12 protein-coding genes are annotated in these 11787 nt (G+C 75.3%); 7 read left to right on the top strand and 5 right to left on the bottom strand.

Annotated elements, in window-relative coordinates:
- Window positions 1-2 precede the first annotated feature (2 nt).
- Both BLQ97_RS09685 and BLQ97_RS09690 read right to left on the bottom strand, forming a co-directional pair.
- On the bottom strand, window positions 3-1055 hold the full coding sequence (locus tag BLQ97_RS09685; RefSeq protein ID WP_091365483.1) for a potassium channel family protein: 1053 nt from the start codon (window positions 1053-1055) through the stop codon (window positions 3-5).
- Between the two features lie 70 nt (window positions 1056-1125).
- The gene (locus BLQ97_RS09690) at window positions 1126-2868 is read right to left on the bottom strand and encodes a class I adenylate-forming enzyme family protein (protein ID WP_091365485.1); all 1743 of its coding nucleotides are present in this window, start codon (window positions 2866-2868) and stop codon (window positions 1126-1128) included.
- Between the two features lie 106 nt (window positions 2869-2974).
- On the opposite strand from BLQ97_RS09690, the gene BLQ97_RS09695 reads away from it, so the two are divergent.
- Together BLQ97_RS09695 and BLQ97_RS09700 are read left to right on the top strand one after the other, a co-directional pair.
- A complete protein-coding gene (locus BLQ97_RS09695; RefSeq protein ID WP_217637118.1) occupies window positions 2975-3826 on the top strand; it encodes a patatin-like phospholipase family protein in 852 nt (283 codons plus the stop codon).
- Between the two features lie 67 nt (window positions 3827-3893).
- Complete coding sequence (locus tag BLQ97_RS09700) at window positions 3894-4601, top strand: DsbA family oxidoreductase (RefSeq protein ID WP_245692016.1); 708 nt, start codon at window positions 3894-3896, stop codon at window positions 4599-4601.
- A gap of 54 nt (window positions 4602-4655) precedes the next feature.
- Here the strand turns inward: BLQ97_RS09700 and BLQ97_RS09705 are convergent, their stop codons facing one another.
- Window positions 4656-6227: a long-chain-fatty-acid--CoA ligase gene (locus BLQ97_RS09705; protein ID WP_217637119.1), complete on the bottom strand. Its 1572-nt coding sequence runs from the start codon at window positions 6225-6227 to the stop codon at window positions 4656-4658.
- 58 nt (window positions 6228-6285) lie between these two features.
- Window positions 6286-6915: a TetR/AcrR family transcriptional regulator gene (locus tag BLQ97_RS09710; protein WP_245692017.1), complete on the bottom strand. Its 630-nt coding sequence runs from the start codon at window positions 6913-6915 to the stop codon at window positions 6286-6288.
- A 108-nt stretch (window positions 6916-7023) separates the two neighbouring features.
- Here BLQ97_RS09710 and BLQ97_RS09715 point away from each other — a divergent pair, with 108 nt between their 5' ends.
- The 3 genes from BLQ97_RS09715 to BLQ97_RS09725 are packed head-to-tail and all read left to right on the top strand — an operon-like array spanning window position 7024 to window position 10123.
- The gene (locus BLQ97_RS09715) at window positions 7024-8241 is read left to right on the top strand and encodes an acyl-CoA dehydrogenase family protein (protein ID WP_091365825.1); all 1218 of its coding nucleotides are present in this window, start codon (window positions 7024-7026) and stop codon (window positions 8239-8241) included.
- The gene (locus BLQ97_RS09720; RefSeq protein ID WP_091365494.1) at window positions 8238-9230 is read left to right on the top strand and encodes an acyl-CoA dehydrogenase family protein; all 993 of its coding nucleotides are present in this window, start codon (window positions 8238-8240) and stop codon (window positions 9228-9230) included. The genes BLQ97_RS09715 and BLQ97_RS09720 overlap by 4 nt, the downstream gene beginning before the upstream one ends.
- A complete protein-coding gene (locus BLQ97_RS09725) occupies window positions 9227-10123 on the top strand; it encodes an enoyl-CoA hydratase-related protein (RefSeq protein ID WP_091365496.1) in 897 nt (298 codons plus the stop codon). The genes BLQ97_RS09720 and BLQ97_RS09725 overlap by 4 nt, the downstream gene beginning before the upstream one ends.
- Before the next feature lie 22 nt (window positions 10124-10145).
- Here the strand turns inward: BLQ97_RS09725 and BLQ97_RS09730 are convergent, their stop codons facing one another.
- Entirely contained in the window at window positions 10146-10646 is a 501-nt protein-coding gene (locus tag BLQ97_RS09730; protein WP_091365498.1) for a MarR family winged helix-turn-helix transcriptional regulator, read from the bottom strand.
- 85 nt (window positions 10647-10731) lie between these two features.
- On the opposite strand from BLQ97_RS09730, the gene BLQ97_RS09735 reads away from it, so the two are divergent.
- Entirely contained in the window at window positions 10732-11295 is a 564-nt protein-coding gene (locus tag BLQ97_RS09735) for a YceI family protein (RefSeq protein ID WP_091365499.1), read from the top strand.
- Window positions 11296-11411: 116 nt separating this feature from the next.
- Window positions 11412-11765, top strand: a complete 354-nt coding sequence (locus BLQ97_RS09740; protein ID WP_091365501.1) for a hypothetical protein — start codon at window positions 11412-11414, stop codon at window positions 11763-11765.
- The last annotated feature ends 22 nt before the right edge of the window (window positions 11766-11787 follow it).

Raw genomic sequence — 11787 nt, forward strand, 5'->3', positions numbered from 1 at the left:
CGCTACTCGGCGCGCGCGAAGGCGCGGCCCGTGGGCCCGTGCGAGCGGACCACGACCAGCACGTCCTCGCTCTGCAGCGTGCCGATCAGCGGGTCGTCGTAGCGCAGCGTGCGCCCGCCGCGGGTGACCGAGAGCACGATGTCGCGCAGGTCGCGCGGGCCGAGCCCGACCTCGCCGGAGTTCACCGTGCGCTGCGAGATGTCGAGCCCCTGACCGCCGGTGAGCAGGTCCTCGACGACGGAGACCACCCGCGGGCTGTCGGTCGACAGGCCGAGCAGCCGCCCCGAGGTCGCCGAGGTCGTGATGACCGTGTCGGCACCGGACTGGCGCAGCAGCTGGGCGTTCTCCTCCTCCCGGACACTGGTCGTGATCGGCACGCTGGGGTTGAGCTGGCGCACGGTGAGGGTGATGAGCACCGACGCGTCGTCCCGGTTGGCCGCGACGATCACCGCCCGGGCCCGCTCGACGTGCGCCCGGCGCAGCACGTCGGTGCGCCCGGCGTCGCCGACGATCCCGGTCAGCCCGATGGAGTTGGCCTCGTCGACGGCCCGCTGGTCGGCGTCGACGACGACGATGTCCTCCAGCGGCGTCCCGGTGGCCCGCAGCGACCGGACGGCGCTGCGGCCCTTGGTGCCGTAGCCGCACACGATGACGTGCTGGCGCACGTGGGACCTCCAGCGTCGGATGCGGAACTCCTCGCGCGAGCGCGTGGTGAGCGCCTCGAGCGTGGTCCCGATGAGCACGATCAGGAACATCACGCGCAGTGGCGTGATGAACAGGATGTTGACCAGCCGCGCGCCCTCGGTGATCGGCGTGATGTCGCCGTACCCGGTGGTCGAGAGCGTGACGGTGGAGTAGTAGACCGCGTCGAGCAGGTCGATGCCGACCTCGTCGCCGTCCCGGTAGGAGTCGCGGTCCAGCCACACGATGAGCACGGTCAGCGCCAGGAAGAACGCGGCCAGCACGACCCGCTGCCACACCTGCCGGACCGGGGACTGCTCCACGTGGGCGATCTGCACCCCGGTGTGCGGGTCCTCGTCCGCGTGTCCGCCCATCACGTCCGCGGACGATAGCGAGCGACGGCGGTGCGCACCGCGAGGCCGGCGCGCACCGCCCCCGAACGGGTCAGCCGGAGACGGCCTCCCGCTCGCGCGCGGCCAGTTCGCGCTTGAGCACCTTGCCCGCCGCCGACACCGGGATGGCGTCGATGAACACCACGTCGCGCAGCCGCTTGTAGTGGGTGACCCGGTCGTTGACCGCGGCCATCACCGACTCGGCGGTCAGCGCCCGCCCGGCGTCGTCGTCGCGGCGCACGACGTAGGCGACCGGCAGCTCCCCGGCGGCCTCGTCCGGCCGCCCCACCACCGCGGCGCCGGCCACCCCCGGCAGGCCGAAGAGGATCTCCTCCAGCTCCCGCGGGAACACGTTGTAGCCCTTGTAGAGCAGCATGTCCTTGGTGCGGTCGACGATCGCCAGGTAGCCGTCCTCGTCGAGCACCCCGACGTCGCCGGTGTGGAACCAGCCGTCGGCGTCGATCGACTCCGCGGTGGCCTCGGGCCGGTGCGCGTAGCCGCGCATGACCTGCGGGCCGCGGATGCACACCTCGCCCCGCTCGCCCACCGGCAGCGGGTCCCCGCCGCCGAGCGGGCGGATGGTGATCTCGGTGTCGAAGATGGGCACCCCGACGGTGCCGGCCTTGCGGGTGCCCGAGCGGAACGACGGGTTGCCGGTGGCCATCATCGTGACCTCGGTGAGCCCGTAGCCCTCGCCGATGGTGGCGTTGGGCAGCACCGCCTGCAGCCGCTCGATCAGCGGGACCGGCAGGGGCGCCGCGCCGCTGGAGACCCCGCGGACCGAGGACCAGTCGGCCTCGGCGAAGCCGGGCACCTGCAGCAGCGCGACGAACACCGGCGGGGCGCCGCCGATGCTGGTGACGCGGTGGCGCTGGGCGTCCTCGACGTACCTCACCGGGTCGAAGCGCATGTGGACCACCGTCGTGGTGCCGGCCATCACCATGCCGTTGAGGTAGCCGATCGCGCCCATGGCGTGGAACCACGGGGTCAGGTTGATCAGCCGGGCCTCGCCCAGCCGGGTCGGGCACTCGTCCTCGCCGAGCACCTGCCGGATCGTCACGTCGCCGGCCTCGTCGAGCTCGGGCAGCGACCCCGACGTCCAGCACGACGACTGCAGCACGTTGGTGACCACGTTGCGGTGCGGCAGCTCGACGCCCTTGCTCACCCCGGTGGTGCCGCCGGTGTAGGCCAGGTGCGCGAGGTCGGTGGCCGGGTCGATCACCGCGTCGAGGTGCCGGTCGGTGGGGTCGGCGGCCAGCAGGTCGGCGAGGTCGACGTCGGTGTCCTGCAGGCCCTCCAGCCGGGACGAGAAGTCGAGGGTGTGCGCCTCGCCGGTGACGACGACGGTGCGCACCGGGGTGGCCGCCAGCGCGGGGCGCACGAACGGCAGCACCTGGTCCCAGGTGACCAGCACGGTGGCGCCGGCGTCGGTGAGCTGGGCGGCGAGGTCGGCGGCCGGCAGCAGCGGGTTGGTGGGGGAGAAGACCGCGCCGGCCATCACCACGCCGTAGTAGACGGCCGGGTACTGGCGGCAGTTCGGGACGTGCACGGCCACCACGTCGCCGCGGCCCACCCCGTGGTCGGCCAGCCAGTTGGCGACCGCGCACGCCCGCCGGCCCAGCTCCTCGAACGTCAGCTCGACGTCGTGGTCCACGAACGCCGTCCGCGTCCCCCAGCGGCGCACCGCCGCGCGCAGGACCGACCCGACCGGGACCGTCGGGTAGTCCAGCGAGCGGGGCAGCCCGGGCGGCCAGCTGGCGGCGGTGGGCGTGGGCGCGTCCTGCGTGGCGGTCATGCGGGTCCTTCCGGTCCGGGGCCGTTCCACCACAGCGTGGCCCAGCCCACACCGCCTGTCGAGCACCCTCCGGTGGGGTCCGACCGCGGCTTGCGACGATGACCGGGTGAGCGACCAGCGCAGGGCCCTCGTCCTCGGCGGCGGCGGGATCACCGGCATCGCCTGGGAGATCGGCCTGCTGGCGGGGCTCGCCGAGGCCGGGGTCGACCTGACCGACGCCGACCTCGTCGTCGGCACCTCGGCCGGCAGCGTCGTCGGCGCCCAGGTGACCAGCGGCGCCGGGCTCGAGGAGCTGTACCGGCGGCAGCTCGCGCCCCCGGCGTCGGAGCGCGCCGCCCGGATGGGGCGCGGGGCGCTGGCCGCGTTCGCCTGGGCGGTGCTGCGCAGCCGCGGCAGCGACACCGCGTTCCGCCGGCGGGCCGGCGCGCTCGCGCTCCGCGCCGAGGCCGCGGGCACGACCCCGTCGGAGCAGGAGCGGCTCGACGTCATCGGCTCGCGGCTGGTCTCCCAGGAGTGGCCCGACCGGGCGCTCACCGTGACCGCCGTCGACGCCGCCACCGGCGAGTTCCGCACCTTCGACCGCGACTCCGGGGTGCCGCTGGTGCACGCGGTCGCGGCCAGCTGCGCCGTCCCCGGCGTCTACCCGCCGGTGACCGTCGGCGGCCGCCGCTACGTCGACGGCGGGATGCGCTCGGCGGCCAACGCCGACCTCGCCGAGGGCTGCGAGCGGGTCGTCGTGCTCGCGCCGATCCCGCGCGGAGCCGGGCCGATGGCCAGCGTCGACGCGCAGGTCAGCGGCATGGTGGCGCGGGTCGCCGTCGTCTCGCCGGACCCGGCCGCCCGCCGGGCCATCGGCCGCAACGTGCTCGACCCGGCGGCCCGCCGTCCCGCGGCCGAGGCCGGCCGGGCGCAGGCGGCCTCGGTGGCCGCGCAGGTCGCCGCCGCCTGGTCCGGCTGAGCGCGGTGTGATCCCCGGCGGCCCGGGATGCCGGGAGGCACCCGGTGCGTTACCGCTCCTCGTGAAGGTGGAGATCTGGTCCGACGTCGTCTGTCCCTGGTGCCACATCGGCAAGCGCCGCTTCGAGGCCGCGCTGGCCCGCTTCCCGCACCGGGACGCCGTCGAGGTCGAGTGGAAGGCGTTCGAGCTCGACCCGGGTGCGCGCTCGGCCGCCGCCGGTGAGCCGGTGTCGCCGACGGAGTACGCCGAGCGGCTGGCGCGCAAGTACGGCACCTCGGTGGCCGGTGCCCAACAGATGACCGACTCCATGACCCAGCAGGCCGCCGCCGAGGGCCTGGACTTCCGCTTCGACCGGGCCGTGCGTGCCAACACCTTCGACGCCCACCAGGTCATCCACCTGGCGGCCGAGCGCGGGGTGCAGGACGCGGTCGAGGAGCGGCTGCTGACCGCCTACTTCGGCGAGGGCGAGGCCGTGGGCGACCACGAGACCCTCGTCCGGCTGGCCGCCGAGGCCGGGCTGGACGCCGACGAGGTGCGCGCGACGCTGGCCGACCAGCGCTACGCGGGCGCGGTGCGCGCCGACGAGGCCGAGGCGCAGGCCTTGGGCATCAGCGGCGTGCCCTTCTTCGTCGTCGACCGCAAGTACGGGGTGAACGGCGCCCAGTCGCCCGACGTCCTGCTGCAGGTGCTCGAGCGCGCCTGGGCCGAGCGCACGCCGCTCATCCCGGTGGTCACCGGCGGCGAGGTCTGCGGCCCCGACGGCTGCTCCGTGTAGTCCCCCCGTGCGACTCGGCGGAGGTGCACCGTGCACTTCCGCGGAGTCGCGCGGTCAGACGACGGGCTCGGCCACCAGCGAGCCGGCGGAGTGCTCCTCGCGCAGCCGGGTCTTGAGCACCTTGCCGCTGGGGTTGCGCGGGAGCGCGCCGACGACCGAGTACTCCCGCGGGTTCTTGTAGCGGGCCAGCCGCTCGCGGCACCACGCGGTGAGCTCCTCGGGCGTCGGTGGGTCGGCCGGGTCCCGCGGGGCGACGACGGCCAGCGGCGCCTCGCCGTAGCGCGTGTCGGGGACGCCGATCAGCGCCACCTCGGCCACCTTCGGGTGCGCGGCCAGCACGTCCTCCACCTCGGCGCAGTACACGTTCTCGCCGCCGGTGATGATCATGTCCTTCTTGCGGTCGACGACGTAGTAGTAGCCGTCCTCGTCCTGCCGGACCAGGTCGCCGGAGTGGAACCAGCCGCCGGCGAAGGCCTCCGCGGTCGCCTCCGGCTTGTTCCAGTACTCCTTCATCACCATCGGGCTGCGGTAGACGATCTCGCCGACCTCGCCCCGCGGCACGTCCTGCATCGCCTCGTCGACCACCCGGACCTCGACGTTGAGCATCGGCGTCCCGATCGAGCCGATCTTGCGCACCGAGTCCTCGCCGCGGAGGAAGCAGGTCACCGGGCTGCACTCCGTCTGCCCGAAGGCGGTGACCACCTCGGCCTGCGGGAAGGTGTCGATCATCGTGCGCAGCAGCGTCGTCGACGCCGGGGCCGCGCCCCAGGAGATGCGCCGCAGCGAGGACAGGTCGCGCTCGGCGATGCCCGGGACCGCGACCACCGCCGCCCACATCGCGGGCACCAGGAAGATGCTGCTCACCCGCTCCCGCTCGATGAGGTCGAGCGTGGACACCGGGTCGAAGCCGCCGGACCTGAGGATCACGTGCGTGCCGCCGAGCAGCAGCGGCGGCAACCCCCCGGCCAGCCCGGCGATGTGGAACAGCGGCGCACCGGGGACGCCGACCTTGTCCTCGGCGTCCCAGCCGAGGTGGGTGACCTGGCTGAAGACGTGCATGAGCAGGTTGTGGTGGGTGAGCACGGCGCCCTTGGGCCGGCCGGTCGTGCCCGAGGTGTACATGATGAACGCGGGGGAGTTCTCGTCGACCTCGACGTCGAGCGGCTCGGGCGACGCCGCGGCCAGCGCCTCCTCGAGGTCCCCGCCGACGGTGAGCACCGTCCGCAGGTCGGGGGCCTGCTCGCGGGCCTTCGCGGCCACCTCGGCCAGCGCGGCGTCGACGACGAGCGCGGTGGCACCGGAGTCGGCGAGCACGTAGGCCACCTCGTCGGCGACCAGCCGGAAGTTCACCGGGACGACGACGGCACCGAGCCGGACGCCGGCCAGGTAGGCCTCCCACACCTCCATCGAGTTCAGGCCCAGCACCGCCACGCGGTCACCCGTGCCGACGCCGCGGTCGGCCAGGACGCGGGCCAGCCGGGTGACCCGCTCGTCGACCTCGGCGTAGGTGCGCCCGCCGCCCTCGAAGCGCAGTGCCCACGCGTCCGGGGTCCGGCGGGCCCAGCGGGCGAGCTGGTCGGCGGCCGTCATGCCGCGGCCCTGCAGGGTGGGGATCGGGGCGCTCACGGGTCCTCCTCGGTCGGGGTGTGACCCGCGTCATGCTGGTGGGCGCGCGGAGTGGCGGTCAACCCTGACCGGAGGGTGGGGGGAACAGCAGCCGGGTGGCGAGTGCCTTCCACAGCGCCAGGTGCGGGTCGGTCGCCGCCGGGCGGTCGGCGAAGGCGTACACGCAGGCCACGCCCCGCATGCTGGTGAACAGCAGCTCGCACAGCTCGGCGTACAGCGGCGCGGCGGCGACCTCCGGGCCCCAGATGCCGTCGGCCACCCGCCGGATCGCCGCGCGCAGCCGGCGCTCCTCGGCCCGCAGCGCCGTGCGCAGCCCGGGGTCGGTGCGCGCCGCCGTCCACAGCTCCATCGCCGCCCAGAACGGCGGCTCGTGGAAGGTCGCCCACATCAGGTCGATGGCCCGGTCGACCCGCTCGGGCCCGGGCGGCTGGTCGGCCATCAGCGCGGCCGCGCGCTGCTCGACCCCGGCCAGCAGGGTGGTCGACAGGTGCCCCGCGGCGGCCACCAGCAGCTCGGCGCGGGAGGGGAAGTGGTGCAGCAGCCGGCCGCGCGAGACCCCGGCCCGGGCCTGGACGGCGAGGGTGGAGGCGCCCGCGTAGCCGTCCTCGACCAGGCAGGCGACGGCGGCGTCGAGGATGAGCGCGCGGCTGCCCTCCGACCGGGCCGAGCGCGCGGGGGCAGCGGTCACCCGGCGCAGGGTAGGCCCGCGCCGCGCCCACCGACAGTCACCGTTGACCGTTCGGGGTGACCGCTGTCACGCTGCGGCCGTCCCCGCCGACGACGAGAGGTGCTGCCCGTGGACTTCGACGACACCCCCGACGAGGCCGCCTACCGTGCGCAGGCGCGGGCCCTGCTCGCCGAGCACGACGCCGAGCTGCTGCACGTGCGGCCGGGCGAGTCGGCCGACGCGCGGCTGCGGGAGGCCGAGCTGCGCGCCACCCAGCGGGTGCTCGCCGACGCCGGCCTGGTCGGCGTCACCTGGCCGCGGGAGTACGGCGGCCAGGGCGGCACGCTGGTGCAGCAGGCGATCGTCGCCCAGGAGCTGTCCCGCGCCCGGGTGCCCACCCTGATCAACCACATCGGCATCGGCATGTGCGGGCCCACCGTCATCGCGCACGGCAGCGACGACCAGCGCTCCCGCTACCTGGCCCGGCTGCTGCGCGCCGACGACGTCTGGTGCCAGCTGTTCAGCGAGCCGGCGTCGGGCTCGGACCTCGCGGCGCTGCGCACGTCGGCGGTCCGCGACGGCGAGGACTGGGTGGTCAACGGCCAGAAGGTGTGGACGACGCTCGCCCACGTCGCCGACTTCGGCATCCTGCTCACCCGCACCGACCCGGAGCGGCCCAAGCACGCCGGGCTGACCATGTTCGTCGTCGACATGCACGCCCCGGGTGTCACGGTGCGGCCGCTGCGCCAGATGAGCGGGGACGCCGGCTTCAACGAGGTCTTCTTCGACGACGTCCGCATCCCCGACTCCGAGCGGCTCGGCGAGCCCGGCGAGGGCTGGCGGGTCGCGCTGACGACGCTGATGAACGAGCGGGTGGCCATCGGCGGGGCCGGCAGCGACATCGGCCAGTCGGCCGAGGCGCTGGCCGCGCACACCCGCGACCGGCTGCCCGCCCTCGGCGCCGAGCAGCAGGCGCTCGCCCGCCAGGCGGTCGGACGCGCGCTCGTGGCCGCCCTGGCCGCCCGCTACACCGGCTACCGCCGGTTCACCACGCTGTCCCAGGGCGGGGTGCCCGGGCCCGAGGCGAGCGCCGGGAAGCTGGGGGGCACCGCCGCCGCCCGGCTGGTGTCCGACGCCGGCGTCCGGCTGCTCGGCGACGACGCCGTGTACGGCGCCACCGCCGACGGCGACGAGACCTGGCAGAAGGCGGCGGCCTACGTGCCCGGCATCGCGATCGCCGGCGGCACCGACCAGGTGCTGCGCAACATCCTCGGCGAGCGGGTGCTCGGCCTCCCCGCCGAGCCGCGCACCGACAAGACCGCTCCGTTCTCCGGAGGACGCAGGTGAACTTCGACCTCTCCGACGACCAGCGCGCCGCCGCCGCCGGCGCCCGCGAGTTCTTCACCGGCTCGGTGCCGCTGTCGGCGGCCCGCGCGGCGCTCGAGGGCGACGGCGCGCCCGCGCCCGGCCGCAAGGCGCTGGCCGACATCGGCTTCCTCGGCATCACCGTCCCGGAGTCGGCCGGGGGAGCGGGCGGCAGCGTGCTCGACCTCGCCGTCGTCGCCGAGCAGGGCGGCGCGGTGCTCGCCGGGCCGTCGCTGGTCACCGCGGCCCGCGCGGCGGTGCTGCTGGAGGGCGCGCCCGACCTCGCCACGCAGCTGGCCGACGGGTCGGCCGCGATGGCCGTGCTCGACGGCCCGGTCACCGGCTCGGCACCCTCGCTCGACGCCGCCGACGCCACCCTCTTCCTCGGCCTCGACGACGGCGCGCTCGTCGTCGGCGAGGGGGAGGTGGTGCCCGGCAGGCCGCTGGACGCCACCCGCGGGCTGGCCTCGGTGCGGTTGACCTCCCGGCGCGTGCTGGCCGAGGACGCCGGGGAGCTGTGGGCGCGCGCCCGCGCGGTGGGCGCGGTGGTGATGGCCGCCGAGGACCTCGGCGCGGCCGACCGCGCGGTGCTCATGGGCGTGCAGTACGCCCAGCAGCGCGAGGCCTTCGGCCGGGTCATCGGCTCCTACCAGGCGGTCAAGCACATGCTGGTCGACGCCTGGGTGGGCGTGGACCAGCTGCGCTCGCTGGTGTGGTGGGCGGCCTGGGCGGCCGACTCCGCGCCCGGCGAGCTGCCGCTGGCCGCGGCGGCCGCGAAGGCCTACGCCGCGGAGGTGTTCGAGCGGGCCGCCGAGACGGTGGTGCAGGTGCACGGCGGGATCGGCTTCACCTGGGAGCACGACGCGCACCTCTACTGGCGGCGGGCCAGGGTCGACCGGCTGCTGCTCGGGGACGCCGCCGAGCACCTCGACGCCGTCGCCCGGCTGGCCGTCGACGGCGCCCTGGGATGACGTTCGAGCAGCTCCGCTACGAGGTGGCCGATCGGGTCGCGACGATCACCCTCTCGCGGCCCGAGCGGCTCAACGCCTTCACCGCGGTCATGGCCGCCGAGCTGGCCCGGGCCGCGGCGGCCGCCGACGCCGACGACGCGGTGCGGGTCGTCGTCGTCACGGGGGAGGGGCGGGCGTTCTGCGCCGGCGCCGACCTGGCTGCCGGGGCCGGCGGCCTGGGTGACCGCGCCCGCGGGGAGGCGCCCGCCGACCCGGCCGGCCGGGGCACCGTCGGCGGCCTGCCGCGGGACTGGGGCGGCGTCGCCTCGCTGGCGTTCGCCGCGCTGCGCAAGCCGGTGGTCGCGGCGGTCAACGGCCCGGCGGTGGGCATCGGCGCCACGCTGACCCTGCCGATGGACGTGCGGATCGCCGCGGAGTCGGCGCGCTTCGGGTTCGTCTTCGCCCGCCGCGGCATCGTCCCGGAGGCGGCCTCGTCGTGGTTCCTGCCGCGGGTGGTCGGCATCAGCCAGGCGGTGGAGTGGGTGGCCACCGGCCGGGTGTTCGGCGCCGAGGAGGCGCTGCGCGGGCGGCTGGTGTCCCGGGTGGTGCCCGACGCCGAGCTGCTGCCGACGGCGCACGCGCTGGCCGCCGAGATCGCCGACAACACCAGCGGGGTCGCCGTCGGCGCGGCCCGGCAGCTGCTGTGGTCGATGCTCGGCGCGCCCTCGCCCTGGGACGCCCACCGCGCCGAGACCCGGGCGCTCGCCGAGCTGGCCACCGGACCCGACGTGGCCGAGGGCGTGGCCGCCTTCCTGGAGAAGCGGTCGCCGGAGTTCACCGCCCCGCTCGGCGACGGCGAGGTCGCCGGCGTCCCGCGCTGGCCGCTCCCCCCGGAGGACGCGACCGGCGGGTGACCGGTCCGCTGGGCGCGGCGGCTCAGTCGGGGTCGAGGTGGCGCAGCAGGGTGCGCCCGATGTCCTCCATGGCGGCGACCTGCTCGGCGGAGAGCTGGTCGAACAGGTGGGTGCGCACGCTCTCCACGTGCACCGGCGCGGCGGCCTCCAGCGCGGCGAAGCCCTCGTCGGTGAGCACGGCCAGCAGCCCACGGCCGTCCTCGGCGCACACCTGGCGGCGCACCCACCCGCGCTCCTCCAGCCGGGAGACGGCGTGCGAGAGCCGGCTGCGGGAGGACAGGCAGCGGTCGGCGAGCTCGCTCATCCGCATCTGCCGGTCCGGCGTCTCCGACAGCTGCACCAGGATCTCGTAGTAGGCGTGCGGGATGCCGGTGGCGCGCATCAGCTCGCGCTCGAGCCGCTCCTGCAGCAGCTGGGTGCTGTAGAGCCAGGCCCGCCAGGCGCGCTGCTCCCCGGTGTCGAGCCAGCGCGTGCCGTCGTCCTCCGCGTCCGGGGCGGCGCCCGGGGACACCTCCGTCGTCATGCCCCCAGGGTACTGGCGGAATAGATGAGCTCTCAACTACGCTTATCGGATAGAAGGTCAAACGCTCAACCAGTTGGAGGTCACCATGACCAGCACCACCGCCGTCCAGATCCCCGGCTACGTCGCCGGCACCTGGGACATCGACGCCGCCCACTCGACCGTCGGCTTCTCCGTCCGGCACATGATGGTCAGCAAGGTCCGCGGCTACTTCACCCGCTTCACCGGCGAGCTGGTCACCGCCGAGGACCCGGCGCAGTCGTCGGTCACCGCCACGATCGACATGGACTCGATCGACACCCGCCAGGAGCAGCGCGACGCGCACATCCGCTCGGCGGACTTCTTCGACGTCGGCAACCACACCGAGATGACCTTCCGCTCCACCGCCGTCGTCGCCGACGGTGAGGACTGGACGGTCCAGGGCGACCTGACCATCAAGGGCACCACCAAGCCGGTGACCCTCGCGCTCGAGCTCAACGGTTTCGGCCCCGACGCCTACGGCGGCTACCGCGCCGGCTTCAGCGCCAAGACCTCCATCTCGCGCAAGGCCTACGGCGTCGACATCGACATGCCCATGGACGGCGGCGGCGTCGTCGTCGGCGACAAGATCGACGTCGAGCTCGAGATCGAGGCCGTGCTCCGCACCGCCTGATCGACGCGCTACTCCGCCGTGATCACCGGCGGGTGGCTGTGCGCACCGGAGTGTCGCGCCGCCACCCGCCGGTGATCACGGCGGACCGGCGACCCGGCCCGGGGGACACTGGGGTCATGACGACGTCCGCGCTGACCCGCGCCCGCACCCGGCTGTCCTCCGCCCTGCTCGTCGCCGTCGGGCTGGCGGCCGGCTTCGGCGTCGCGCAGGGCACCGGGATCCGCGCGCTGGGCGGGGCCGTCTTCGCCGGCGCCGGGGTGGCCGCGGGGTACCTGTGGGTGCAGCGCCGCGGCTGGGCCGTCGCGCTGGGCCTCGGCGCGCTCTACGTCGGCGCGTTCGTCCTGGCCCACGTGCTGGCCCTCGGCGTCGGGATGGCGGCCTGGCTCGCGGTCGGCCTGGTGACGCTCGCCGCCGCCGGGCTCACCTACGCCGTGGCCGACCGTCCCCGGCCGCGTGGGCTCATCCGCTGACCCCCCGGCGCGGTGACGGCTG

The sequence above is a fragment of the Geodermatophilus telluris genome (assembly GCF_900102745.1).
GTDB lineage: Bacteria > Actinomycetota > Actinomycetes > Mycobacteriales > Geodermatophilaceae > Geodermatophilus > Geodermatophilus telluris.